Origin of the sequence: Streptococcus sp. HMSC072D07 (genome assembly GCF_001814835.1) — a bacterium.
Classification (GTDB): Bacteria; Bacillota; Bacilli; order Lactobacillales; family Streptococcaceae; genus Streptococcus.
On record NZ_KV818053.1, the window covers coordinates 110,071 to 135,428 of the forward strand.

The following is a 25,358-nucleotide window of genomic DNA, read 5'->3' on the forward strand; positions in this document are numbered from 1 at the left end:
TGTAACAGCTGCAACAAGTTGACCTTGGCCGTCATCTGTAACGTTTACTGTCACTTCATGTGTAGCAGTGTCGTATGTCACACCTGCTTCGCTACCTGCTTTTTCAGTGATAGTGTAAGTGTATTCACCTGCTGCTGCATACTCAATTTCTTTGAAAGTCACAGTACCGTCTGCAGCGTTTTTAGCTGTCGCAACGACTTTGTCACTTTCTTTTTCTTTAAGTTCAAACTCGTATTTATCAGCTTCAAGTTTTTTACCATTCAAGACTTTCTTAGCTGTGATAGTTTCTTTAGCTGGAGTTGCTTTATAGGTGTTAGTGAAAGTTGGTTCTGCAGATGTGACAGTTGCTGTTAAAACTCCACTTTGGAAAGTTGCTGCTACAGTAACTTCCTTGGCTTCTGTATCAAATGCAACGCCTGCAACTGCTGTTGAAGTGTCTTCTTTGATGATGTAGTGATAAGTTCCCGCACCTTTTACTTGGAGATTCTCAAAGGTAATAGTCCCATCAGCTTTTGATTTTGCTGTAGCTACAGGATCCTTCAAGTTCTCTGCAGTAAACAGGTTAAAGGTAAACTCATCTGCTTTTGGAAGTTTATCTGTACGTCCTTCTACTACTTTCTTAGCCGTCACATTGAATACAGCTGGAACAGGTTCGTCTTTAAGATGAATAGTAGAACCCGCAGCACCGAGTTTGACTGTATACTCTTTTTCATCTAGTTTATAACCTGCTGGAGCAGTCTTCTCTTTGATCTTAAACGTTTTACCTTCCCATTTCTGATCATAAGTTTTCGTAAGCGCTACTCCTTTTTCATTCGTAGTCACTTCTGTTGTTTCACTTGCATCATCTGCTGCTGTCACAGTATATACCGCACCCGAAACCGGAGCAAGAGTGAAGGCATCAGTCTTATGAATCTTAATTTGGTAAGCAGTAGATGCTACAATCGTACCAGAAATCAAAGATGTCGCCTCAGCTGTCATATCAAGTGCTCCCGGACGACTTGTATTCTGTGCTAATTTAGTCCCGTCAGCCAATGACAGAGCAACCCTATTTCCTACTTTACTTCCATCATTAGGAGTTGTTGTGTTATAAGAGACTATATAAGAGGTCGTTCCATCTTTAAAAATGATATCAAATGAAGTATAGTTTTCGTTCCACGAAACGGTATAGTCTTGTCCCTCAGTTAACAAAACTGCATCATCTGGAACAGCAGAAGTCCCAACAGTGATATTTGCCTTATACACTTTTAGAGTCTCAGGAATATACTGTGCAGGAGTGTAACTAGTATCATCATTTGGTATAGTATCATGTAATACAATATTTTGTCCTAAGTCTTGTTTCTCTGTATTTACACGTACACGCCAGGTAGACCATGCATCTCCCTTGCTAACCGAACCAATCTCAGCCAGTTTTGGAGAGTTCCAATTTTCAAGGGCAGCACGACCCCCAATTTTAGCATAATTTTCAGTACCAACTTTGGGACCATCGATTGTTTTTGATGAATAAATGTGAGTCACTTCTTGCTTCAATGAGGATGAATTAAAATTAATGCGGGTTTTATTCTGATCCTTTAAGAATCTAAAAGTAACAGAAAAATTCCCTGACACATCCTTTACCTTATCTCCACCAGTTTTCTCTAGATATTTATCCAAGTTTTTTAAGGTGATTTTTGCTTTCCCACCTTGATCAGTACCATTTGAAGTCACTTCTGCTTCTCCAATAGTAACTTTTGTTGTCGGATCAATTAAATCCTGACTCCCTTCATAAACTGCCATAGGAGCAGGTATATCAAAGGTAAAATAATCTCCATTATTCAAATGTTCATTATACTGTTTGAGATCAAAGGTCACGCGAAGCTTATATGCTAAATTCGTACGAAGCGAGAAATCTCCTTCTGAACTCACATTTTGCTTAGTATCTGAAGCATCTAACAGATCAATACCTGTAATGACTTGTGTCAATTCTTTTGAAACAGGATTATCTGCTTTAACAATCCCTACCAAAACAGATGCTAGAGCTAAAATAGCAAAAGCTAACGCAGAAAATTTAGAAAGCATGTTTAACGCTTTGCTTTTCGACATTTTTTCTCCTCTTTTCTATATGAAATTTTTATTTCTAATCTCCCTAGGAGATTACATCATACCATTTTGACAACCCCTATCACTAACTAGAGTTTATCTATTGTATTATAACATCTCAATACAATCTATTCAAGTTTAATAACTAGAAAATATATTTTTATAAGATTTTATTATATTTTTCTTTTAAATTTCAACACATTGTCATCATAATGAACAAAGTCTCTCAGTATTTTTCATATGATATGTCAAAAATTTATCTTTTAGATATAGAAAAAAGCCAGTCATTTTGACTGGCTTTCTTATTATTCTAATTGAATCTTAGCTCAATGCATCATCCATTGAAAGAACTTCGTGGAAGACACGTTGTGTCAATTCAGTTTTTTGTTCTGGAGTGAGGTATTTAGTGTTTACACAGTATCCAGAGATACGTACGATAACGTCTTCACCTGACATGATCTTTTCGTAAACATCGTTCAAGTCCATAACGTTCAAGTTAACGTGTTGTCCACCGTTTTCGAAGTAACCATCAAGGATTGTTACCAAGTTATCCACTTGTTCGTCACGAGTCTTACCAAGAGCACGAGGTGAAACTTGAGTTGTCAATGAAATACCGTCAGCTGCGTAACCAAAGTCAAGGCTAGCAAGTGAGTTTAAGTTTTGCAACCATCCACCTTTAGCTTTGTTAGATGGGTTCGCACCTGGTGAGAAGAATTCAAGTTTAGACAAGTTCACAGAACCATCTTCGTTGAGGTATACACCTTTGTGGACTGGTGAGTTACCAGTTTGTTTAGAGTAAGCAACGTTAGATGTGATTGTCAAAAGAGATACTGTAGCTTCTGCGTCTTTATAAAGCTTGTGGCTACGTAGACGAGTTGTGTAAGCTTCGATCAACCATTCTGCCAATTCGTTTGAACGTGGGTCATCTTCACCCCAACGTGGGTATTCACCGATTGTTTCGTAATCGTAGATGTAGCCATTTTCATCACGGATTGGTTTAACTGTAGCGTACTTGATAGCTGACAATGTATCAACTGTGTTTGCAAATCCACAGATACCGAATCCCATGTTAGCGCGTTGTTTAGTTGGCAAGAAGGCCATTTGAACAGCTTCGTAGTTGTACTTGTCAGTCATGTAGTGGATGATGTTCAAAGCATCTACGTAAGTGTCAGTCAACCAGTCAAGAGATTTTTCGAAGTTGGCTTTAACTGATTCGAATTCAAGAACTTCGTCACGGATAGGATCGATGTCAAATACCTTGTAGTCTTTGTGAACATCGTCGTAACCACCGTTCAAACCAGTAAGAAGGGCTTTAAGAACGTTTACACGAGCACCGAAGTACTGGATGTTGTGACGTTGATCTTCGTTTTCTGGGTCAAGTGGTGACACACAGCATGAGATACAGCTCATTTCTCCGTATCCGTCTTTAGCCATTGTTGTTACACCTTCATATTGGATAGAAGAGTGTTTGTGGCTCATGTGCATACAGTAGCGACGGAAGTTGTATGGCAATTTGTCAGTCCAAAGAACTGTCAAGTTTGGCTCTGGAGAGTTACCGATGTTGTCAAGAGTGTTCAAGAAACGGTAGTCCATCTTAGTAACACGGTGACGACCATCGTTACCCATACCAGCCATAGAAGTTGTGATGAAGGTTGGGTCACCTGAGTACAATTGGTCATAAGCTTTTGTACGAGCAAATTTAACTGTACGAAGTTTCATAACGAAATCATCAACGAACTCTTGGATTTCTGATTCAGTAAATGTACCACGAGCAAGGTCACGTTCTGCAAAGATATCCAATACGATTGGCACACGTCCTAGAGATGTAGCAGCACCGTTAATAACACGGCAGACAGCCATGAAGGCGATGTTAACCCATTGGATTGCTTCTTTCGTGTTCATCGCTGGTTTGCGGACATCAACTCCGTAAAGGTCACCCAAGCGAACAACTTGTTGCAATGCTTGGTATTGAAGGTTTACTTCTTCACGAAGACGGATTGTTTCTTCATCAATTTCTTTGATCGCATTCCAGTCGTTTACTTTTTCTTGCATCAAGTAGTCTGCACCGTAAAGAGCAAGACGTGCGTAAACACCGATGATACGTCCACGTGAGTAGGCATCTGGAAGACCAGTTACAGTGTGAGCGTGACGAGCGCGACGAATGTTTGAAGTGTAGGCACGGAAGATACCGTCGTTAACTGTTGTTACGTATTTAGTGAAGATTTCGTGAACAGCTGGATCTGGTTCATATCCATTTTCCTTCAAAGTAGTTTCAGCCATACGGATACCACCTTTTGGCATGAAGTTCAATTTGAAGAGTTCATCGTTTTGGATACCGAAGATAACTTCATTTTCTTTGTCGATAAATCCAGCAGGAATATCAGCAATAGATGTTGGACGAGTGTCCATTGGGAAACGAGTTTCTTCGTAGTGTGCTTTTGTTTCTTCTACGATTTTTTTGATGTGGAGTGAACGTTCTGTTGGTCCAGCAAGGAAACTTTCATCTCCATCATAAGGTGTGTAGTTAGCTTGAACAAAGCGAGAAATACTTGCTTTTTCTTTCCAATCTACGCCTTTGAAGCCTTCCCAAGCTTTATCAAAAATGTCTTGTGCTTCAACAACTGTCTTAACAACCATGTTAATGTCCTCTTTTTTCTAGTAACAGTCATCTGTTACATTCTTGAGACAAGTATACCATACAGTAACCGATTTCAACAAGAGAAAATCGGCATTTTAGACGCTTTCTTTTATAATACAGTCTCTTTTTTGTTCTTATCTGTATTATATTTTTGAAAGTCAGGTTGAACTTTCCCATTTTTTCAGAAAAAAGGGTATAATAAATAGAAAATGACACTAGAAAGGGATTGGAATGCTCATATTTCCATTGATAAATGATCTGTCCAGAAAAATCATCCATATCGACATGGATGCCTTTTTTGCTGCGGTGGAAATCAGAGATAATCCCAAGTTAAAGGGCAAACCTGTTATCATCGGAAGTGATCCCAGACAAACAGGTGGTCGAGGTGTCGTTTCTACCTGTAGCTACGAGGCACGAGTTTTTGGTGTTCATTCAGCCATGAGTTCTAAAGAAGCTTATGAGCGCTGTCCCCAAGCTGTCTTTATCTCTGGAAATTATGAAAAGTATAAGACTGTGGGACTTGAGATTCGAGCTATTTTTAAACGCTACACTGATTTGATTGAACCTATGAGTATCGACGAGGCATACTTAGATGTGACGGAAAATAAACTCGGTATCAAGTCAGCCGTCAAAATAGCCCGCCTCATCCAAGAGGATATCTGGCAGGAACTACACCTGACCGCTTCTGCAGGCGTTTCCTACAATAAATTTCTAGCTAAAATGGCCAGTGATTATCAGAAGCCACATGGTTTGACAGTGATTCTACCTGACAAAGCCCAAGACTTTCTCAAACAAATGGACATTGCTAAATTTCATGGTGTAGGAAAGAAGACAGTAGAAAAGCTTCATGAAATGGGCATTTATACTGGTGCAGACTTATTGGATGTCTCAGAAGTTACTTTAATCGATCGCTTTGGCAGACTTGGTTATGATCTTTATCGAAAGGCTCGTGGTATTCACAATTCTCCAGTCAAGTCCAATCGCATCCGCAAATCAATCGGGAAGGAGAAAACCTATAGTAAGATTCTCCAGGATGAAGAAGATATCAAAAAAGAGCTGACTCTTCTCTCCGAAAAGGTAGCTCACAATCTCAGCAAGCAGGACAAAGCTGGAAAAATCATTATCCTAAAAATACGATATGCTGACTTCTCCACTCTGACTAGACGAAAAAGCCTCCCACAAGCTACACAGGACGCTAGTCAGATTTCTCAAACCGCCCTTCAACTCTACGAAGAGCTAGCTGAAAAAGAAAAAGGTATCCGTTTACTAGGAATTACGGTGACAGGATTTTAAAAAGCTTGAAGGAAACTTCCCTCAAGCTTTTTTCTTATACAAACAAACGCACAAAACTATAGAGCAACAAGACACTACCGAGTACAATACGGTATTTACCAAAGAGTGTAAAGTCGTGCTTCTTCACATAGCTGGTCAAGAAACGAATAGCAACCATGCTGACCGCAAAGGCAACACCCATAGCTACCAAGAGCAAGAACAGTTGTCCAAAACTCAAGAGTTGACCTGCTTTAATAAATTTGAAAATCTTTAAAGCACTGGCTCCGAACATAACAGGAATTCCGAGATAGAAGGTAAACTCTGTTACGACTGAGCGGCTTGTTCCATTCAACAAACCACCAACAATCGTCGCACCTGAACGGCTCGTTCCTGGAAAGAGGGCGAGGACTTGGAAGAGCCCAATGTAAAGGGCTGTTTTATAAGGTAACTTGTCTAGCTCTGTTACTGTTGGTTCAATGGCTTGCGCCTTATTTCGTTTTTCAAGGTAGATAAAGGCAACACCATAGATAATCAACATAATCGCAACTGAAACCATGTTATGGAAGTTAGCATCAAACCAATCATCTAGTTTAAAAACCAATAGCAAAGGCAAGGTCGCAACAAAGACTTTTGACCACAACTGCCAAGTTCTACGAACTTCTACCTTAGTTTTACCAGGTTTGAAAGGATTAAGCTTGTTAAAGTAAATGACCATAACTGCTAAAATGGCACCAAGCTGGATGACAACATTAAACATGGACATGAAGGCTTCATTCTGGTCCTTGTATTGTACAAATTCTTCAACCAAGATCAAGTGGCCAGTACTTGAAATGGGCAACCATTCTGTAATTCCTTCAACAATCCCAAAAAAGATTGACTTCAAAATTTCAATAAAATACATACATTACTCCTTTTTCTGTCCTCTATTATAGCATAATTTCGGATATTGCGATAGATTTTTTAGAAGGCACCGATGCTACCACCGCCTCCGCCTCCTGAGAATCCTCCACCTGAAGAACCACTTCCAGAAGATACAGAGTAATTGCTAGCTGTATTTGCGACAGCAGTATATTGCTTGATTTGTGCAGTTGAGGAGTAGAACTGTGAGTGCCAACCATAGGCTACATAAAGATTCAAATCTGGATTTTCAAGCTGAATATGGCGAACTTTCATTAACTTACTCACCTTCTTGGCATAACCAAAGAGAGTCGCATAGACCAGTAGACGGTTCCAAAGGACGATGCTCTCTAGCTCGGCCTGATCTAGATGAGCAATGTCGCGAAGCATATTTTCAAAACTCGTCCAGAGATAGAAGATTTCTGCTCCTTCCTCAGTTAGAACTCCATCGCGATAGGCTCCTCGCGTGGCAAGATAAACCCAGAAACTAGCCCCTAATCCTGTCAATCCTAAGAGTAGAAATGGGATCGAAAAGAAACCATGTGTTTGCCAGCTATAGTAAAAGAATAGCAGTCCACCTAGAGCTGTTATGGCTGAACAGACCCGCATCCCGAGAGCAAGGCGGCGTTCCTCACTTGTCAAGGGACGATAGTAGCTTGGGATACGAAGTACATGGACCTTATCCTTGACACAAGACTGAATGCGTTGAAGTCTTCCTTCAAAGGAGCGTTTGAGACGCGAGCCTGTTTCTCGGATATGTTTTTCATCTGACTCTTTGGCACCACGGTAAAGGGAAGATGAAACTTGGTAATCAGGGAAGAGCTCTGAAATAGCCAATTCTTTCTTATTTGACAAAGTCATGCGCAGACATTCCTTCTCAAAATTGGACAAACCCTTTTCACTGATAATGCGCACATAAGGTTCTTCATCCCCTTGGAAAATAGATAAATGACCTCGATCTACTAAATCCAACAAGGTTGCCTGAATCAAACGTTCAAAAGTAAATTTGCCAAACCCTGATTTGTTTAGGGGATTGACTTCCTCTAAGGACGTTGAATACACTGCTTCTGCTAAAACCATTGGAGGCAAATCCATCGGTGGTTCGTAGAGTCGATGATCTTTTGGAAAGACCTTTTTAATGCTTGTACTCTGACGAAACATCCTATAGAAGATAGGAACTAGAAGTAAGAGACTCATAAAAATGACGGGGAATACCCATTTCATCAAAATCTCACTTTGCGCTTTTTCTGTTGCTATATTGCTTTCAATCCGGTTAAAATCGGTTAAACGTTCTTCCTCTAACCCTTGATCTGGAGCTCCTGCAAAAGCACTTCTAGGCCAGTATGCGTGTAATTCGATCTGTCGCTTTCTAGGAAGGTCTTTCATTTTGACATGATAGAGATTATTTACTTTTTCAACACTAGAGTCCCTTAGGAGTTGTCCTGCATGAAAATAGAGTTTCTCTGCTGGGGTATCAGAGCTAATCTTAAACTCAATCTCTTTGATGTCTCCAGTACTATCGGTCAAGGGTTGCCAATTTAGCTCTGCGATATCCTTATATAAGAAGAGAAGGTTTGTTAGTTTCCAGGTAACCGTTACCCGAACAGTATCTCCGGCATATCCAGCATTGTAAATTTTTACCTTGTAGCCGTCCTCTTCCTCCATAGTATAGAAGGAAACATTTTGAACAATTCTTCCATTTTTAGAGACCTGAACGGTCGGGTCGGGATCAATGTCAAATCCTTCCGGCATTTTCCCAGCTTTTCCGAGCCCAACTAACTGACCATTGTAATCATCTCCAAAGCGGTAGGTAATTGTTTCCTTAAAAATTGCAGTATTATCTGCATGAATATTCAAATCCCCCTGATAGGATAAGATATCAAAGTCTACTGCAAAAACCAGGCTCGGTATAAATAATAAATAAGTAAATACCAAAGCCAACAGCCATCTTTTTTTCATAATCGGTTCCCTTTCAATCTTTTTACCATTATATCATTTTTTATAAGTAAAGGCTTACTTGTATTGAAAATCTCACTATTTTTAGATACAATAGAGAGAGTCATTTTTAGACTAGAAATAGGAGAAAACATGAAAAAATTATGCTTATCTATCCTTGCTAGCCTAGCCCTTACCTTAGGACTAGTTAGCCAAGTCCAAGCCGACGAATATTTACGCATCGGGATGGAGGCAGCTTACGCTCCCTTCAACTGGACTCAAGACGACGATAGTAACGGCGCTGTCAAAATTGACGGTACCAACCAATATGCCAATGGCTACGATGTCCAAATCGCTAAAAAGATTGCCAAAGACTTAGGCAAAGAACCTTTGGTTGTAAAAACCAAATGGGAAGGACTTGTTCCAGCCCTTACTTCTGGCAAAATTGATATGATCATTGCCGGTATGAGCCCAACTGCTGAACGCAAACAAGAAATTGCTTTTTCAAGCAGTTACTATACTAGCGAACCGGTTCTATTGGTCAAAAAGGACTCTGCCTATGCGAATGCCAAATCTTTGGAAGACTTTAGCGGAGCAAAAATCACGTCTCAACAAGGTGTTTATCTTTATGACCTGATTTCCCAAATTCCAGGTGCCAAAAAAGAAACAGCTATGGGCGACTTTGCTCAGATGCGTCAAGCTCTGGAGGCCGGTGTTATTGATGCCTATGTTTCTGAACGACCTGAAGCAATGACCGCTGAGTCTGCTAACGCTAAGTTCAAAATGATCCAACCTCAACCAGGTTTCAAAACTGGCGAAGAAGATACAGCTATTGCCATTGGACTTCGTAAAGATGACAGCCGCATCAGCCAAATCAATGCGAGCATCGAAACCATCTCAAAGGATGAGCAAGTAGCCCTCATGGATCGTATGATCAAAGAGCAACCTGTGGAGTCTACAACAACAGAGGAAGAAAGTAGTTTCTTTAGCCAAGTCGCTAAGATACTTTCTGAAAACTGGCAACAACTCTTGCGTGGTGCTGGTATCACACTCCTAATCTCCATTATCGGAACCATCACAGGTCTCCTTATCGGACTTGCAATCGGGGTCTTCCGTACCGCTCCACTATCTGAGAACAAGGCAATGTACACCCTACAGAAACTAGTCGGTTGGATTCTCAATGTCTATATCGAGATCTTCCGTGGTACACCAATGATTGTTCAATCCATGGTTATCTACTATGGAACTGCCCAAGCTTTCGGTATCAATCTTGACCGCACACTAGCCGCTATCTTCATCGTCTCAATCAACACAGGTGCCTACATGACTGAAATCGTCCGTGGTGGTATTCTAGCAGTTGACAAAGGACAGTTTGAAGCTGCAACTGCTCTTGGTATGACCCACAATCAAACCATGCGTAAGATTGTCCTACCTCAGGTTGTCCGTAATATTCTACCTGCTACTGGTAATGAGTTTGTCATCAATATCAAAGATACCTCTGTATTGAACGTTATTTCAGTTGTTGAGCTTTATTTCTCAGGAAATACTGTAGCAACACAAACTTATCAATACTTCCAGACCTTTACCATCATCGCCGTGATTTACTTTGTCCTCACCTTTACTGTGACCCGTATCCTACGCTTCATCGAACGTCGTATGGACATGGATACTTACACTACAGGTGCTAACCAAATGCAAACGGAGGATTTGAAAAAATGACACAAGCAATCCTTGAAATCAAACACCTCAAAAAATCCTATGGGCAAAACGAAGTGCTAAAAGACATTTCTCTCACCGTCCATAAAGGAGAGGTTATTTCCATCATCGGGAGCTCTGGAAGCGGAAAATCAACCTTCCTTCGTTCAATTAATTTACTCGAAACACCTACAGAGGGAGAGATTCTCTATCGAGGAGAAAATGTCTTAGAAAAAGGCTATAACCTCACCCATTATCGTGAAAAACTCGGTATGGTTTTCCAATCTTTCAATCTCTTTGAAAATCTGAATGTCCTTGAAAATACGATTGTTGCCCAAACGACTGTACTCAAACGCGACCACTCTGAAGCTGAAAAAATTGCCAAAGAGAATCTCGAAAAAGTTGGCATGGGAGAACGTTACTGGCAAGCCAAGCCGAAGCAACTATCAGGTGGTCAGAAACAACGCGTGGCTATCGCCCGCGCGCTCTCCATGAATCCTGATGCCATTCTCTTCGACGAACCAACATCTGCTCTTGACCCTGAAATGGTTGGAGAAGTCCTCAAAATTATGCAGGATTTGGCTCAAGAAGGCTTGACCATGATCGTCGTAACCCACGAAATGGAATTCGCTCGCGATGTCTCTCACCGTGTCATCTTTATGGATAAGGGTGTCATTGCTGAAGAAGGCAGGCCTGAAGAACTCTTTACAAATCCTAAAGAAGACCGGACAAAAGAATTTCTTCAACGCTATCTCAGCTAATAAACAAAGACTGCATAAAGAATGCAGTCTTTTTAGTTTGTAATTGTAAAGAAAAGGCAGACTCGAATCAGGAATCTGCCTGTGACCACAGTTTAATCTTCAAATTTTTCATGATTTTTTTCATAGAAATCGATTAAACCAAGAGCTGTTTCAAATGAAATATTTTTAACTTTTGCGCGTCCTTGTGCTAGAGCAATGATAGACATTTCACGCGCATTCGTTTCTTTAGAGATACGGTAGCCTGTGATTTTCTTATCACGAACCCAGCCAACAACTGCTTCTACTTTTTCAAAGTTCGACTTAGCCATGTTCTTCTCCTAAATTATTCTTTACAATACTTAATTGTATACGTTTTTATTTCGTTTGTCAATAAAAAAACATATATTCGTCGTAACTATATTATTCTGCATATTTTTATTTGGCTTTTAAAGCCGATAATATATGAGTTCTTATGTCCTCGACTCCATTAGGATTTGCTGGTAGGAAGATTGTATTATTACCCTCTTTATCTGCAAAATTATTCAACGTATCTAAATACTGGTTCGTTAATAGGATAGACATGATTTGTTCTTCAGTTAGCTCAACATTGGCTCCCTTTAACTCTTGGATAGAATCAGCTAGTCCGTCAACAATTGCTTTACGCTGCTCTGCAATCCCTACACCATGTAGGCGATCTTTTTCTGCTTCAGCTTCTGCTGCGGTCACGATTTTAATCTTATCTGCTTCAGCAAGCTCTTGCGCCGCAACTCTCTTACGTTGAGCCGCGTTAATTTCATTCATTGATTGTTTTACTTCAGCATCAGGTTCAACCTTAGTAATCAGCGTTTTGACAATGATATACCCATATGTAGACATTTCTTCAGCCACTTGTTTTTGAACTTCTAAGGCGATTTCATCCTTCTTCTCAAACAACTCATCTAGGGTTAGCTTTGGTACAGATGAACGCAAAGCATCTTCTATATAGGATTTAATCTGGGCTTCTGGACGCATCAATTTATAATAAGCATCTGTGACATTATTTTCATTCACTCGATACTGAGTTGCCACATTCATCGTTACAAATACATTATCTTGCGTCTTTGTCTCTACAACAATCTCACTTTGCAACAAGCGTAGTTGAACTCTTGCTGCAATCCTATCAATCCCAAAAGGAGCTCGTAAATGAATACCACTATTGCTCAACTTTTGGTATTTACCAAAGCGTTCTATGATAGCGACAGATTGTTGTCGAACCACATACACAGAACTAACCATAATCACTGATGCAATCACCACTAAAAACAATAAAACAAGTAAAATTTGTAAAACCATGGGAATCTCCCCCTTTCGTCACCCTCATTATAGCACCATCATTACCATTACGCAAATAATATGATAATAATTTTATTTTAGCTTAAACTAGCATATTATACAACGTTTCGTTCCCATTCAAATTAATATAAGATGGGTCAAACTTTTCCATTCGATGAATCAAGCCAGCATAATCATGCTTATTGGCAAGAGCTACCCCAATCAATACAGGACCTGTCCCCTTGCTTGCTCGTTTGATATATTCAAAACGAGTGATGTCATCATTTGGCCCTAAAATATCATTTACAAACTCTCGGAGAGCTCCAGGACGTTGTGGAAAATTCACTACAAAGTAATGCTTGATTCCATCGTAAATCAAGGCACGTTCTTCCATCTCCGGCATACGGTTGATATCGTTATTTCCTCCAGAAATGATACAACAAATCGTCTTGCCTTTGATATAGTCTGATAAAACTTCCAAGGCTGCAACACTGGCAGCTCCGGCTGGTTCTGCTACAATACCTTGTTTGGAATAAAGATCAATCAAGGTTTCGGAAATCAATCCCTCGTCCACCCCAATCAGCGTTTCAACATTCTTACGAGTCGCTTCATAGGTTAATTGTCCAACCTTCTGTACGGCTATCCCATCAGCGAACTTATCAATTTCTTTGAGTTTAACTGGTCCCCCAGCTTCAAAGGCAGCTTTCATAGAGCGAGCACCATTAGCTTCTACCCCGATCACTTCAATAGTCGGGTTGGTTTCCTTAATATAAGTAGAAACACCGGCAATCAATCCGCCACCACCTACTGGTACAAGTACTGTATCAAAATCAATAGACTCTTTACGGGCTTCTTCAAGAATTTCATAGGCTACAGTCCCTTGACCAGCCTGAACATGCGCATCATCAAAAGGATCGATGAAGGTGCGGTTTTCTGTCAATGTAAATTCTTGTGCTGCCTTAGCAGAAGCATCAAAGGTATCCCCAACCAACTTGATTGTCACAAACTCTCCACCGAAAAAGCGAACCTGCCCAATCTTTTGTTGCGGTGTTGTGATGGGCATAAAGATCGTTGCAGGAATCTTCATCTCATTACAAGTATAGGCGACACCTTGGGCATGATTTCCCGCAGAGGCACAGACTACACCACGCTCGCGTTCTTCTTTTGACAGTTGAGAAATGGCATAATAGGCTCCACGAATTTTAAAAGAGCGAACTCGTTGCGCATTCTCCTTTTTGAGATAAATCTTTGCTTGGTATTTTTCTGATAAATAATGATCATATTCTAGTGGTGTATCAACTACTACACCACTCAAAACTTTGTGGGCTTTCACCACATCTTTTGCACTTAGCATTGTCTCCTCCTCAAGTACTTTTCAAGATAAAAAACGAGTTAGGTACCCCCAACTCGCCTTCTGTCTCTCTTTACAAGAATTAATTGTAGATTTTGAATGCGTCGTCGTCGTTTTTACCAACGAAAGGCATTGCTTTACGCAATTCTGCACCAACTTTTTCAATTTCAAGGTTAGCTGCTTGTTCACGGTAAGCAGTTAATTTTGGACGACCAGCCTTGTAGTCATTCACAAAGTCATTTGCAAATTTACCATTTTGGATATCTGCCAAAACAGCTTTCATGTTTTCTTTAACTTGCTCAGTAATCACACGTGGACCTGATACATAGTCACCGTATTCAGCAGTGTTTGAAATAGATTGACGCATTTTCTTGAATCCACCTTCATAGATCAAGTCAACGATCAATTTCATTTCGTGAAGAACTTCAAAGTAAGCCAATTCTGGGGCATAGCCTGCTTCTGTCAAGACTTCAAAACCTGCTTCGATAAGGGCGGTCAAACCACCACAAAGTACAGCTTGTTCACCAAAGAGATCTTCTTCAGTTTCTTCTTTGTAAGTTGTTTCAAGCAAACCAACACGAGCTGCCCCAACACCTTTACACCAGTCCATAGCAATGTTTTTAGCATTTCCTGTTGCATCTTGGTAAACTGCGTAAAGAGCTGGAACACCAAATCCTTCTTCGTAAGTACGACGTACCAAGTGTCCTGGTCCTTTAGGAGCACACATGAAGACATCTACATCTGCAGGAACTTTGATAAATTCAAAGTGGATATTGAAACCATGAGCAAATCCAACTGCATTTCCAGCTTCCAAGTTTGGAGCGATTTCTGCTTCGTACAATTCTTGTTGGATTTCGTCTGGTGCCAAGATCATGATAACGTCAGCCAATTTAGTTGCTTCTGCTACTGTGTAAGTGTCAAATCCATCTTCTTTTGCTTTGTCAAAAGATTTACCTGGACGCACACCGATGATGACATCACGACCTGAATCACGCAAGTTTTGCGCATGCGCATGTCCTTGTGAACCATAACCGATTACGGCGATTTTTTTACCGTCAAGCGCTGCTACTTTAACATCTTTTTCGTATTCCATTTGAACTGCCATAGTTTTTCTCTCTTTTCTATTTTTATTGCCTTATAGGCTGGTTTAACAAATTTAAGTTATTTTTTATACTCATTGAAAATCAAAAAGTATTAGTCGCGGGTAAATCCAGTTGCACCCGTACGAGCGATATTTTTAATGCCGTATGGTCGAATCACTCGCAATAAAGCTTCACTCTTTTCAGCATTTCCCGTCATCTGGATGGTGATTGAGCTTGGAGCCACATCTACTACCGTTGCACGGAAAGGTTGGATAATGGCCAAGATTTCTGCACGCTTCTCAGCAGGAGCAGATACTTTTACCAAGATAACTTCTCTTTCCAAGTGTGGTTTATCTGTGATATCTCGAATGCGAATCACATCAATCTGACGATTGAGCTGTTTAATGATTTGCTCTACTTCATCATGAGAAGCTACATCAATAATAATGGTGATGCGAGATACATTGGGATTCTCTGTCGCACCAACTGAGATACTCTCAATATTGACTTGACGACGAGAAAGGACACCTGTAAAACGATTCAAAACTCCTGAACGGTTTTGCAATCTAGCTGTTAACATTCTACGCATGGAACTTCACCCCCAACATCTCATGATTGCTCTTACCAGCTGGTACCATCGGTAAGACCTGTTCCTTACGAGAAATATCCACCTCGATAAACATGGGCACATCCTCCAGAATGACTTCTAGATCCTTCTCTATCGTCTCTGGATTATCAAATTTATAGTTTTTGATGCCATAAGCCTGTGCCATCAACTGGAAGTCAGGAAGTGTATCAAAGACTGACTCGGAAGTTCTACCCTCATAGAAGGATTCCTGCCACTGACGAACCATTCCTAGTGAGTGGTTATTCAACATGACAACCTTAATCGGCACCTTGTAGATGTTTAGGATTGCTAGCTCTTGGTTGGTCATTTGGAAACCACCATCACCGACAAAAAGGATGACCTCTTTTTCTGGATTGGCAATCTTGGCTCCAATAGCTGCAGGAACTCCGAAGCCCATGGTACCCAAACCACCTGAAGTGACTAACTGACGCTCATTTTGGTAAGGATAATACTGAGCTGTCCACATTTGGTGTTGCCCGACGTCTGTGACAACAATGGCATCCCCATTCGTCAACTCACCGATGCGTTCAATAACGGCCTGCGGTTGAACCACACGTTCTTTCTTATCATAAGAACGAACTCGATTCTTGTCCTTGGTGACTTTTTCAATCCACTTTTCAGTATTGTTATGAACAGTTGGTTCTGCCAGTAGCATCTGCAAGGCTTTCTTAGCATCCCCCACTACAGGAATATCTGCACTGATAATCTTACCAATCTCAGCTGGGTCAACATCGATATGGGCAACCTTAGCATTCTTCGCGAAGGTCTTAGGGTTCCCAGTCAAGCGGTCATCGAAACGGCAACCAATACTAATCATAAAGTCCGCTTCCGTCATTGCAATGTTGGCTGCGAAAGAACCGTGCATGCCTCCCATCCCTAGGAAGAGCGGATGACTCGTTGCAATGGTACCTTGCCCCAGAAGACTAGTGACTACTGGAATCTGGTAACGTTCAGCAAATTCATTGAGCTCCTTGGAAGCTTCCGCATAGCTGATACCACCGCCTGCTAACAAAACAGGTTTCTTGGCTTTTGACAATTGCTTCAAGATTTTCTTGATTTGCATGTCATTCGGATCAAGCGTCGGTTGGTAACTTGGTAAATTCACCTCTGGTGAATAAATGAAATCTGTCTCTAGAGCTGATACATCCTTTGGCAAGTCAATCACAACAGGACCTGGACGACCTGTCGTTGCGATATGGACAGCTTCCGTAATGATACGAGGAATGTCTGCTGTCTCACGAACTTGGTAATTGTACTTGGTAATGGGCATGGTAATACCCACGATGTCTGCTTCCTGAAAGGCATCTTTCCCAATCCCAGCTCGCGCAACCTGACCTGTAAAGACCAAAAGGGGAACGCTATCGCTCATGGCATCTGCAATCCCTGTAATGGCATTTGTTGCTCCCGGCCCACTCGTGACGACGGCAACGCCCAACTTTCCAGTTGATTTGGCATATCCTTCAGCTTCGTGCAAACAACCTTGCTCATGGCGTCCTAAGATGTGGCGAATACCTTTAAAATTGTATATCGCATCATACAAAGGTAAGACTGCACCACCAGGATAACCAAAAATGGTATCAATCCCTAAGTCCCGAAGTGTTTCCAAAACTAGGTCCGACCCCGTCTTAGGAGATTCTAAACTGATTTTCTCCATTGTTCCCCTTTCTCTTCTCTTAAAAAAATAGCTTGTTACTATCATACCATTTTTTCAAAAATTTTCAAGGCAAAAGAGTCAATTTTCTGAATTTTCTATCTAAAAGTGTATTTATGAATCTTTTCCTCATTTTTATTAACTTTTCTACGGAATTAGGAACCTTTATTTACTTTAATTTATCAAATTAGATTATTTTCTTTCTGGATAGAATTAGTATTTTTCTCACTTAACGACCAAATTTGTATACTATATTCAGCAAAAATGAATAGTTAAAGACAAAAAAGGAAGCCACTAAGTGACTTCCTTCTAGAGTGAGGACTGATTAGTCTTCACCTTTGTTTTTCTTAATGATTTCTTCTTGTACTGACTTAGGTACATCTTCGTAGTGGTCAAATACCATCATGAAGGTACCACGTCCTTGAGATGCTGAACGAAGAACTGTTGCGTAACCGAACATTTCAGCAAGTGGAACGTAAGCACGAACGATTTGGCTGTTACCGTGAGCTTCCATACCATCTACACGTCCACGACGAGCAGTTACGTGACCCATAACATCACCAAGGTTTTCTTCAGGAACAGTGATGGTTACAAGCATCATTGGCTCAAGGATAGCTGGTTGTGCTGACTTAGCAGCTTCTTTAAGAGCAAGTGAAGCCGCGATCTTGAAGGCAGTTTCAGATGAGTCGACATCGTGGTATGAACCATCGTAAAGCTTAGCTTTCACGTCAACCATTGGGTAACCTGCAAGAACACCGTTAGCCATAGATTCTACCAAACCTTTTTCAACCGCTGGGATAAATTCACGAGGAACCACACCACCGACGATTGCGTTTTCGAATTCGAATCCTTTACCTTCTTCGTTTGGACTAAACTCAATCCATACATCACCAAATTGACCTTTACCACCAGACTGACGTTTGAAGAATCCACGTGCTTGAGTAGAAGCGCGGAATGTTTCACGGTAAGATACTTGAGGAGCACCTACGTTCGCTTCGACTTTAAACTCACGACGCATACGGTCAACAAGGACGTCAAGGTGAAGTTCACCCATACCTGAGATAACTGTTTCACCAGTTTCAACGTTTGTTTCAACGCGGAATGTTGGATCTTCTTCAGCCAATTTTTGAAGTGCGATACCCATCTTATCTTGGTCAGCTTTAGATTTTGGCTCAACCATCAACTGGATAACTGGTTCTGGAACGTGGATTGACTCAAGGATGATTTTAGCTTTTTCATCTGTCAATGAATCACCAGTAGTTGTATCCTTCAAACCAATAGCAGCTGCAATATCACCAGCATAAACGGTTTCGATTTCTTGACGACTATTGGCATGCAATTGCACAAGACGTCCGATACGTTCACGTTTACCTTTAGAAGTGTTCATTACGTAAGAACCTGATTGAAGAACACCTGAGTATACACGGAAGAATGTCAAACGACCTACAAATGGGTCTGTTGCAATCTTGAAGGCAAGAGCTGCGAATGGCTCTTCGTCAGATGCTGGACGAGTTTCTTCTTCGTCTGTATCTGGGTTGATACCTTTGATTGCTGGGATGTCAAGTGGGCTTGGAAGGTAGTCGATAACCGCATCAAGCATCAATTGAACACCCTTGTTCTTGAAGGCAGAACCACACAATACTGGGAAGAATTCAACGTTGATAGTTGCTTTACGGATAGCAACTTTCAATTCTTCGTTAGTGATTTCTTCACCTTCAAGGTATTTCATCATCAAGTCTTCATCAGTTTCAGCAACTGCTTCAACCAATTTTTCACGGTATTCTTGAGCTTGGTCAAGATATTCAGCTGGAATATCTTCTTCAAGGATATCTGTACCAAGGTCGTTAGTATAGATTTCAGCTTTCATCTTGATCAAGTCGATGATACCGCGGAAGTCATCTTCAGCACCGATTGGCAATTGGATTGGGTGTGCGTTTGCTTGAAGACGGTCGTGAAGTGTGCTTACTGAGTAAAGGAAGTCAGCACCGATTTTGTCCATTTTGTTGGCAAATACGATACGTGGAACTCCGTACTCAGTTGCTTGACGCCAAACTGTTTCAGTTTGAGGCTCAACACCTGATTGTGAGTCAAGAACAGTAACCGCACCGTCCAATACACGAAGAGAACGTTGTACTTCGATTGTGAAGTCCACGTGTCCTGGTGTGTCGATGATGTTTACGCGGTGGTTGTTCCATTGAGCTGTTGTCGCAGCAGATGTGATAGTGATACCACGTTCTTGCTCTTGCTCCATCCAGTCCATTTGTGACGCACCTTCGTGAGTTTCACCGATTTTGTGGATTTTACCAGTGTAGTAAAGAATACGCTCAGTAGTTGTTGTTTTACCGGCATCGACGTGAGCCATGATACCGATATTACGAGTTTTTTCAAGTGAAAATTCGCGTGCCATGAGGTTTGTTTCTCCTATTTATTTTAATTTCTATTCTATTATAACACGATTTTAATAAAAACGGATAGGCAGGACCTACCCGTTCTCAATGTTTATCTTGTTTTTGTTGGTTTCAACTTGTAGACAAGTTGAATTGAACTCGGGCTAAAAGCTCAAGTTAACTGATTCGAACCCGAGCGAGGCCCGGTGCAAAAAAGATAAACTGCTTTGTGTTCACGGAACACTGCATCAGTTTCCTATTTTTGCCTTGGGCCTTTGCCGCTCTTAGTATCATTTTATTACCAACGGAAGTGTGCGAAGGCACGGTTAGCTTCAGCCATACGGTGAGTGTCTTCACGTTTCTTAACAGCTGCACCAGTGTTGTTCGCAGCATCCAAGATTTCTTTTGCAAGACGGTCTTGCATTGTGTGTTCACCACGAAGGCGAGCGATGGTTACCAACCAACGAAGTCCAAGTGTTGTACGACGTTCTGGACGAACTTCAACTGGGACTTGGTAGTTAGATCCACCAACACGACGTGCACGTACTTCAAGTACAGGCATGATGTTTTCCATAGCTGTTTCAAATACTTCAAGTGCATCGTTTCCAGTAGCTTCTTTGATTTGCTCAAAAGCACCGTAAACGATTGAAGCAGCTGTACCACGTTTACCATCAAGCATAACGCGGTTGATAAGACGAGTAACTAGTTGTGAATTGTAAAGCGGATCTGGCAATACATCACGTTTTGGAGCTCTATTTTTACGACTCATTTCTCTTTATCCCCTTTCCTTATGCTTTTGGACGTTTAGTACCGTATTTAGAACGGCCTTGTTTACGATCGTTAACACCTGCAGTATCAAGTGCACCACGGACGATATGGTAACGTACCCCTGGAAGGTCTTTTACACGTCCACCACGAAGAAGCACCACGCTGTGCTCTTGCAAGTTGTGTCCGATACCTGGGATGTAGGCAGTAACTTCGATAAGGTTGCTCAAACGTACACGAGCGAATTTACGAAGGGCAGAGTTAGGTTTTTTAGGTGTCATTGTTCCCACACGAGTTGCAACACCACGTTTTTGTGGTGAAGAAACGTTTGTTTGAACTTTTTTATGACTGTTGTAACCAACGTTCAAAGCTGGTGATTTAGATTTTTCTACTTTTGATTTACGCGGTTTGCGAACCAATTGGTTAATTGTAGGCATCTACATTCTCCTGTGTTTTTTTATTTTTGGTGATGATACACTTGGTGACAGCTACCATCTGTGTGTACTTTTGCAACATTTGTCAGCACGTCCCTGTACACTTTTGAGAGACCAAAAGTAAAAAGTACCGTCTATTATTGTAACACAATTTTTCCTTCATTGTCAAGATATTTTTCATTTTTATTCTGATCTTTTAACTCTTTGACACTAGCTTTCACCGCTTTTCTAAACCAGAAAAGGAGGCGATTTACCTCCTCCTTTCTAGTATGGATTTCCTTTGATTCAAGTTATCGTTTCGGAATTTTTTAACCCTTCTTATCAAAGCCAACCAGATTCTTTTGCAATGTTGGCTGCCTCTGTTCGATTACCAGCATCTAGTTTCGAAAGAATATTGGTGACATAGTTTCGGACGGTTCCATTTGATAGATAAAGCTGATCTGCGATTTCTTGATTAGACAAGCCCTGAGCGATTCCCTTTAAAACAGTGATTTCTTGCTCTGTTAACGGGTTAGGATGCGTCATCACCACTTCCATCAATTCAGGCGAATATTCCTTGCGTCCTTCGAGAACAGTGTGCAAGGTTTGCATGAGGTCTGCAATGCTTCTTTCTTTCAAGACATAAGCATCCACTCCAGCCTTGACCGCACGTTCAAAATATCCGGGACGTTTGAAGGTCGTCACCACAACCACCTTTGTTTCTAGCTTTTCTGCTCGTATCCACTCCAAGACTTCGAGGCCTGTCTTAACAGGCATTTCTACGTCAAGAATGGCGATATCTACAGACTCCTTTTCTAAGAGTTGGATTGCTTCTTGGCCATCCTTGGCTTGTAGGACAGACTCTACATCTGGTTGAAAGGTAAGCAACTGGCACATAGCATCTCGCAACATACTTTGATCTTCTGCAACAAGTAATTTCATCTTAATTTCTCTCCTTATAAGGTAGCCGAACCTGCACTTCAGTCGGATGTTTCTGAATGATCACCTTTACTTCTCCTGAAAAAGGAAGGACACGGTCTCGAACGGTATGGAGTTCATCTCCTTTTAGTGAAGCAAAGCCACAGCCATCATCTCTCACTGTTAGGATGAGTTCTTTCTCAGTTCGTTCTAATTTCAAGTAAGCTTTCGATGCTTTAGCATGCTTGATGATGTTGGTCACTAACTCAAGCAAAATCATGGAGGCCGTTGATTCTAATTCCTGAGTTAGGCTAGCTGTATCTAGTTGGTGATTGATTTCCGTTTCAATTCCTGCAATTTCCAGCATTTTTTTAACAGTCGCAAACTCGGAAGCAAGGGTTCTTGTTTTAAGATTTTCGATAATTGTACGGACTTCATTCATGGATTCTTTACTGATTTGATGAATTTCTTTTAATTCTTTTTCCACTTGAGGATAGGCCTGCATTTGAAGAAGCTGGAGGGCAAGGTCCGTCTTCACACTCAACATGGCAAAGGTATGACCTAGGCTGTCATGGAGATCCTGACCGATACGACTGCGTTCGTTTTCAGCCAAGAAAAGATTGAGCTTGGCATTTTGTTTCATCTTTTCTTCTTTTATGTCCTCCGACAATCGAATTCGATAGAGACCAAAGGTCATTGCATCGGAAAAGATAAAGGTCACCAAGAAAAAGAGTAGCTGCCAGGGACTAACATGATTGACCATATAGATTCCGGTCAGAATAAATGGTTGCAGGACAATAAAACTGACAAAACGCCAAGAGTGAAAAGAAATCTCATCCAGCTCATAAATAAGGAGATTGGATAAATAAAAGATAAACCATGTGAAACCTGAACTTAGCCAAACAGATGTATAAAAAATGTAGACAAGCATGGACCACCATGCTAGCCACTGCACGGTGCGATTCTGACTGATTAAAACCGAATAGAAGGCAAGTACAAATAGTAGGGTCCATAGCAAGGTTAAAAGCGGGTAATCTCCAACGATGACACCCGCTATAGGAAAGATGATAAACACAATTGAAATATGAAACATATAATGAATGTTTTTAAATTTTTCCAACATAGATTTATTTTACCTCAATCCTTTTTTTCAGCTGGATTACCAGTACACCAAAGAAAACTGTATAGCCTAGCACAACCAAGGCAGAAAGAATATTAAATTCATGGTGTTCCAAATAAGTAGAGACGACCTGCATCAGTTGATAGGTTGGAGTCAGCTTTCCAATAGATTGGAGCCATTCTGGGAAGGAATCCAAGGGGAACCAGAGTCCACCTAGAACAGCCAAAGCAATATAGGCAATATTTCCAACAACCGTCATCAGTTGAGCACTGGGTAGCAAGCTCACCAAGACCCCCATGCTGATAAAGACCACGCTTCCGATCAGCAAAATAGCACCAATTACCATCCAGTCAAGCCAAGGCAGAGTCACTCCACGGACAAAATGACCAACTGAAAAGACAACTGTAATTGATAACAAGAAAGTCAGTAGGGTACTGAACAGTTTTGATACATAATATTCTACCATAGATACGGGAGAATGTTGAATCAATTTTTGCCAGTTGTTTGTCTTATCAGACTCGAGTGTACTTGGGATACTGAAAAAAGCACTTGACATGATACTAAAGAGCGTCATGGCAAAAAGATAGGCTTGAAGAGCAATTTCTGGAATATCTGACCCTGACATCATACCAGAGAATATAAGGTAAAACACACTTGGAAGTCCGATGGATAGCAAGTAGTAGACTGCTTGCCGTTTCATCAGAATGATTTCCACTTTCATGAGACTTGTCATATTTTTCATCGTCAATCTCCTTTAGTCTTGAGTCGTTTCGAAGATACTGTCTAAGAGAGTTCGATTGCGAACTTCAATTTCTTCGATCATGCAGCCCTGTTCTTGCAAGACTTTCCATACCTGGCTGGCTTCTTTGGTTGTGAAGGAAAGAGCATTTTGCTTGATTTCAAGCTCTTGAACCTGGTCCAAAGTGCTGATAACTTCCTGATAAGTTAGAGGCACGGTAAAGTGTTTTTCCTGTTCTTCACCACGCATAGCATAAGGCGTCGTATCGCGAATCAATTCTCCCTTATGGAGCACCAAAATGCGGTCAGCCGTATGCTCTACTTCTTCGATGTAGTGAGAAGAATAGACAATGGTGACACCATTTTTCTTTAATCGATTAACAATTTCCCAAAAATGCTGACGTGTTGAGGTATCCATGGCAGCAGTTGGCTCGTCTAAAAATAGAATTTTCGGACGACCTATTAAAGACAACACAAAAGAGAACAAACGTTTTTGCCCACCAGACAACTTGCCCGCTAGCTGATTTTTCTGCTTGTCTGAGAATCTCAGCAAGTCATCAATTTCTTTGTCTGAAAGACTGTCGGGATAAAGTGACTTGAAAAATGATAGAAGTTCTTTCACTTTCAAGCTTTGAACAACTGCATTTTCTTGAGGTAAGACAGAAATAAGCTGTTTTAATCGAGGATCTGTTGGTGCAAATCCTTGAATGGCTATCTGACCTGAGCTCATGAACTTGTCGCCCAAGAGGCAATCAATCAAGGTTGTTTTTCCTGCTCCGTTAGGCCCGATCAAGGCGACACATTCACCATCGTTGATTTCAAAGGAGATGTTCCGCAAGATCTCCTTGTCTTTTATTTTCTTACTCAATTTCTCAACTTTAATCACAGTCATGAGATTCTCCTTTCAACCACTTCATTCCCATAGGGAAAACAACGAAAATCATAAATCCAAAACCCCAAGAACCACGAATGAATTGGCGAAGCAAGGTTTGGTCAAACCAACCAGTAAACATTTCCACTAACCATACCAAGAGTGACAGGCCGATAAAGAAATAGATGATTGCTTTTTTCATTCCTCAAACTCCTTTTTCACATCTCTGACCAATTTCAAACCTTCTCTGACAAGCCAAGACATCATTCCAAAGCCAGCAAAGAGCTCCCAAGGAAAATGATAGAAACCCTCGTCCAATCCTGAAAACATGAGATAGGTCATAACTCCTGCTGCTACTAAACTCACTGCGACAATCATTTTATTTTTCATTTCTTCTTCCTCCATTTCATACTTCAATTATAGTCCTTTGAAGTTCGTGGAGCTAGATGCTTCTGTCACTAGGAAATATGACAAATGTCATAAAAAAAGAACCGATTTCTCGGTTCTTAAAAATGATTAGTCTGATTCATCGTTTCGTTTCTTTTTACCTAGCAATCCAAGTGTCATGACACCTGCTAGGGCTGTCAGAATTCCTAGATTTTTCAAACCATCTTCTTGACTTCCTGTATTTGGGAGTTGATTTTTTTCTACAGAGATGTTTTGGGTCAATTGATCTGGTTTCGAATCAGGTACTGAAAGTTCTTTTTTATCAGACGGCTTCACTTGCTCTGGAAGTTCTACTACTGTTGGAGTATAGAATCCTGAAATGATATTTCCATTACGGTCTTTACGGATCACTTTCACACCTTTGGCTTGTCCTACAAAGTCTGCCTCAGGGGTAAAGGTGACGGTGCCATCTGGTGAGATTAC

General features: G+C 40.9%; 23 protein-coding genes. 3 read left to right on the top strand and 20 right to left on the bottom strand.

Translation table 11 applies throughout. From position 1 onward, the window contains the following. Both HMPREF2991_RS11165 and pflB read right to left on the bottom strand, forming a co-directional pair. On the bottom strand, positions 1-2,079 hold a 2,079-nt coding region (locus HMPREF2991_RS11165; protein ID WP_257371866.1), incomplete at its 3' end, for a Spy0128 family protein. Positions 2,080-2,397: 318 nt separating this feature from the next. Then, entirely contained in the window at positions 2,398-4,713 is a 2,316-nt protein-coding gene (pflB, locus tag HMPREF2991_RS04390) for a formate C-acetyltransferase (RefSeq protein ID WP_000260621.1), read from the bottom strand. Positions 4,714-4,945: 232 nt separating this feature from the next. Here pflB and dinB point away from each other — a divergent pair, with 232 nt between their 5' ends. Further along, positions 4,946-6,007 (top strand): DNA polymerase IV, encoded by a 1,062-nt coding sequence (dinB, locus tag HMPREF2991_RS04395; RefSeq protein ID WP_042902880.1) that lies wholly within the window; start codon positions 4,946-4,948, stop codon positions 6,005-6,007. Positions 6,008-6,041: 34 nt separating this feature from the next. Here dinB and HMPREF2991_RS04400 read toward each other — a convergent pair whose 3' ends face one another. Both HMPREF2991_RS04400 and HMPREF2991_RS04405 read right to left on the bottom strand, forming a co-directional pair. Beyond that, the gene (locus HMPREF2991_RS04400) at positions 6,042-6,887 is read right to left on the bottom strand and encodes an undecaprenyl-diphosphate phosphatase (protein WP_000273567.1); all 846 of its coding nucleotides are present in this window, start codon (positions 6,885-6,887) and stop codon (positions 6,042-6,044) included. A 59-nt stretch (positions 6,888-6,946) separates the two neighbouring features. Continuing rightward, on the bottom strand, positions 6,947-8,842 hold the full coding sequence (locus HMPREF2991_RS04405) for a DUF2207 domain-containing protein (RefSeq protein WP_042902881.1): 1,896 nt from the start codon (positions 8,840-8,842) through the stop codon (positions 6,947-6,949). Between the two features lie 129 nt (positions 8,843-8,971). Here HMPREF2991_RS04405 and HMPREF2991_RS04410 point away from each other — a divergent pair, with 129 nt between their 5' ends. Both HMPREF2991_RS04410 and HMPREF2991_RS04415 read left to right on the top strand, forming a co-directional pair. Further along, a complete protein-coding gene (locus HMPREF2991_RS04410) occupies positions 8,972-10,537 on the top strand; it encodes an ABC transporter substrate-binding protein/permease (RefSeq protein ID WP_000732046.1) in 1,566 nt (521 codons plus the stop codon). Beyond that, complete coding sequence (locus tag HMPREF2991_RS04415; RefSeq protein ID WP_000189491.1) at positions 10,534-11,274, top strand: amino acid ABC transporter ATP-binding protein; 741 nt, start codon at positions 10,534-10,536, stop codon at positions 11,272-11,274. The genes HMPREF2991_RS04410 and HMPREF2991_RS04415 overlap by 4 nt, the downstream gene beginning before the upstream one ends. 92 nt (positions 11,275-11,366) lie before the next feature. Here the strand turns inward: HMPREF2991_RS04415 and HMPREF2991_RS04420 are convergent, their stop codons facing one another. The 16 genes from HMPREF2991_RS04420 to HMPREF2991_RS04495 all read right to left on the bottom strand — a co-directional run. After that, positions 11,367-11,582, bottom strand: a complete 216-nt coding sequence (locus HMPREF2991_RS04420; RefSeq protein WP_001130031.1) for a capsule biosynthesis transcriptional regulator — start codon at positions 11,580-11,582, stop codon at positions 11,367-11,369. Positions 11,583-11,688: 106 nt separating this feature from the next. Continuing rightward, positions 11,689-12,585 carry an SPFH domain-containing protein gene (locus tag HMPREF2991_RS04425; protein WP_000244062.1) on the bottom strand — a complete coding sequence of 299 codons (897 nt, stop codon included), beginning with the start codon at positions 12,583-12,585 and terminating at the stop codon, positions 11,689-11,691. 82 nt (positions 12,586-12,667) lie between these two features. Then, positions 12,668-13,918: a threonine ammonia-lyase IlvA gene (gene ilvA, locus HMPREF2991_RS04430; RefSeq protein WP_000947300.1), complete on the bottom strand. Its 1,251-nt coding sequence runs from the start codon at positions 13,916-13,918 to the stop codon at positions 12,668-12,670. Positions 13,919-13,997: 79 nt separating this feature from the next. Continuing rightward, complete coding sequence (ilvC, locus tag HMPREF2991_RS04435; RefSeq protein ID WP_000290683.1) at positions 13,998-15,020, bottom strand: ketol-acid reductoisomerase; 1,023 nt, start codon at positions 15,018-15,020, stop codon at positions 13,998-14,000. Positions 15,021-15,109: 89 nt separating this feature from the next. Then, complete coding sequence (ilvN, locus tag HMPREF2991_RS04440; protein ID WP_001253813.1) at positions 15,110-15,586, bottom strand: acetolactate synthase small subunit; 477 nt, start codon at positions 15,584-15,586, stop codon at positions 15,110-15,112. Continuing rightward, positions 15,579-17,279: an acetolactate synthase large subunit gene (locus HMPREF2991_RS04445; RefSeq protein WP_000411745.1), complete on the bottom strand. Its 1,701-nt coding sequence runs from the start codon at positions 17,277-17,279 to the stop codon at positions 15,579-15,581. The genes ilvN and HMPREF2991_RS04445 overlap by 8 nt, the downstream gene beginning before the upstream one ends. Positions 17,280-17,601: 322 nt before the next feature. Further along, positions 17,602-19,683, bottom strand: coding sequence for an elongation factor G (gene fusA, locus HMPREF2991_RS04450; protein WP_000090340.1), 2,082 nt, complete (start codon positions 19,681-19,683; stop codon positions 17,602-17,604). 278 nt (positions 19,684-19,961) lie between these two features. Continuing rightward, positions 19,962-20,432 (bottom strand): 30S ribosomal protein S7, encoded by a 471-nt coding sequence (rpsG, locus tag HMPREF2991_RS04455; RefSeq protein WP_000087873.1) that lies wholly within the window; start codon positions 20,430-20,432, stop codon positions 19,962-19,964. Positions 20,433-20,451: 19 nt separating this feature from the next. Then, positions 20,452-20,865, bottom strand: coding sequence for a 30S ribosomal protein S12 (rpsL, locus tag HMPREF2991_RS04460; RefSeq protein WP_001142332.1), 414 nt, complete (start codon positions 20,863-20,865; stop codon positions 20,452-20,454). A gap of 318 nt (positions 20,866-21,183) precedes the next feature. Beyond that, entirely contained in the window at positions 21,184-21,783 is a 600-nt protein-coding gene (locus HMPREF2991_RS04465) for a response regulator transcription factor (protein WP_070567312.1), read from the bottom strand. 1 nt (position 21,784) lies between these two features. Then, a complete protein-coding gene (locus tag HMPREF2991_RS04470; RefSeq protein ID WP_061587141.1) occupies positions 21,785-22,882 on the bottom strand; it encodes a sensor histidine kinase in 1,098 nt (365 codons plus the stop codon). A 4-nt stretch (positions 22,883-22,886) separates the two neighbouring features. Beyond that, positions 22,887-23,621 (bottom strand): ABC transporter permease, encoded by a 735-nt coding sequence (locus HMPREF2991_RS04475; protein WP_000794227.1) that lies wholly within the window; start codon positions 23,619-23,621, stop codon positions 22,887-22,889. A gap of 12 nt (positions 23,622-23,633) precedes the next feature. Beyond that, positions 23,634-24,509 (bottom strand): ABC transporter ATP-binding protein, encoded by an 876-nt coding sequence (locus tag HMPREF2991_RS04480; RefSeq protein WP_070683589.1) that lies wholly within the window; start codon positions 24,507-24,509, stop codon positions 23,634-23,636. After that, positions 24,496-24,690, bottom strand: coding sequence for a hypothetical protein (locus HMPREF2991_RS04485; protein WP_070683591.1), 195 nt, complete (start codon positions 24,688-24,690; stop codon positions 24,496-24,498). Before HMPREF2991_RS04485 ends, HMPREF2991_RS04480 begins: the two co-directional genes overlap by 14 nt. Further along, complete coding sequence (locus tag HMPREF2991_RS04490) at positions 24,687-24,893, bottom strand: hypothetical protein (protein ID WP_000390701.1); 207 nt, start codon at positions 24,891-24,893, stop codon at positions 24,687-24,689. Before HMPREF2991_RS04490 ends, HMPREF2991_RS04485 begins: the two co-directional genes overlap by 4 nt. A gap of 111 nt (positions 24,894-25,004) precedes the next feature. Further along, positions 25,005-25,358: hypothetical protein (locus tag HMPREF2991_RS04495; RefSeq protein ID WP_257371867.1), on the bottom strand; the 354-nt coding region annotated here is incomplete at its 5' end.

What these genes read in the sequence shown, in the direction of transcription:
- pflB (WP_000260621.1), bottom strand. Translation starts at nt 4,713, where the DNA reads ATGGTTGTTAAGACAGTTGTTGAAGCACAAGACATTTTTGATAAAGCT.
- dinB (WP_042902880.1), top strand. Translation starts at nt 4,946, where the DNA reads ATGCTCATATTTCCATTGATAAATGATCTGTCCAGAAAAATCATCCAT.
- HMPREF2991_RS04400 (WP_000273567.1), bottom strand. Translation starts at nt 6,887, where the DNA reads ATGTATTTTATTGAAATTTTGAAGTCAATCTTTTTTGGGATTGTTGAA.
- HMPREF2991_RS04405 (WP_042902881.1), bottom strand. Translation starts at nt 8,842, where the DNA reads ATGAAAAAAAGATGGCTGTTGGCTTTGGTATTTACTTATTTATTATTT.
- HMPREF2991_RS04410 (WP_000732046.1), top strand. Translation starts at nt 8,972, where the DNA reads ATGAAAAAATTATGCTTATCTATCCTTGCTAGCCTAGCCCTTACCTTA.
- HMPREF2991_RS04415 (WP_000189491.1), top strand. Translation starts at nt 10,534, where the DNA reads ATGACACAAGCAATCCTTGAAATCAAACACCTCAAAAAATCCTATGGG.
- HMPREF2991_RS04420 (WP_001130031.1), bottom strand. Translation starts at nt 11,582, where the DNA reads ATGGCTAAGTCGAACTTTGAAAAAGTAGAAGCAGTTGTTGGCTGGGTT.
- HMPREF2991_RS04425 (WP_000244062.1), bottom strand. Translation starts at nt 12,585, where the DNA reads ATGGTTTTACAAATTTTACTTGTTTTATTGTTTTTAGTGGTGATTGCA.
- ilvA (WP_000947300.1), bottom strand. Translation starts at nt 13,918, where the DNA reads ATGCTAAGTGCAAAAGATGTGGTGAAAGCCCACAAAGTTTTGAGTGGT.
- ilvC (WP_000290683.1), bottom strand. Translation starts at nt 15,020, where the DNA reads ATGGCAGTTCAAATGGAATACGAAAAAGATGTTAAAGTAGCAGCGCTT.
- ilvN (WP_001253813.1), bottom strand. Translation starts at nt 15,586, where the DNA reads ATGCGTAGAATGTTAACAGCTAGATTGCAAAACCGTTCAGGAGTTTTG.
- HMPREF2991_RS04445 (WP_000411745.1), bottom strand. Translation starts at nt 17,279, where the DNA reads ATGGAGAAAATCAGTTTAGAATCTCCTAAGACGGGGTCGGACCTAGTT.
- fusA (WP_000090340.1), bottom strand. Translation starts at nt 19,683, where the DNA reads ATGGCACGCGAATTTTCACTTGAAAAAACTCGTAATATCGGTATCATG.
- rpsG (WP_000087873.1), bottom strand. Translation starts at nt 20,432, where the DNA reads ATGAGTCGTAAAAATAGAGCTCCAAAACGTGATGTATTGCCAGATCCG.
- rpsL (WP_001142332.1), bottom strand. Translation starts at nt 20,865, where the DNA reads ATGCCTACAATTAACCAATTGGTTCGCAAACCGCGTAAATCAAAAGTA.
- HMPREF2991_RS04465 (WP_070567312.1), bottom strand. Translation starts at nt 21,783, where the DNA reads ATGAAATTACTTGTTGCAGAAGATCAAAGTATGTTGCGAGATGCTATG.
- HMPREF2991_RS04470 (WP_061587141.1), bottom strand. Translation starts at nt 22,882, where the DNA reads ATGTTGGAAAAATTTAAAAACATTCATTATATGTTTCATATTTCAATT.
- HMPREF2991_RS04475 (WP_000794227.1), bottom strand. Translation starts at nt 23,621, where the DNA reads ATGAAAAATATGACAAGTCTCATGAAAGTGGAAATCATTCTGATGAAA.
- HMPREF2991_RS04480 (WP_070683589.1), bottom strand. Translation starts at nt 24,509, where the DNA reads ATGACTGTGATTAAAGTTGAGAAATTGAGTAAGAAAATAAAAGACAAG.
- HMPREF2991_RS04485 (WP_070683591.1), bottom strand. Translation starts at nt 24,690, where the DNA reads ATGAAAAAAGCAATCATCTATTTCTTTATCGGCCTGTCACTCTTGGTA.
- HMPREF2991_RS04490 (WP_000390701.1), bottom strand. Translation starts at nt 24,893, where the DNA reads ATGGAGGAAGAAGAAATGAAAAATAAAATGATTGTCGCAGTGAGTTTA.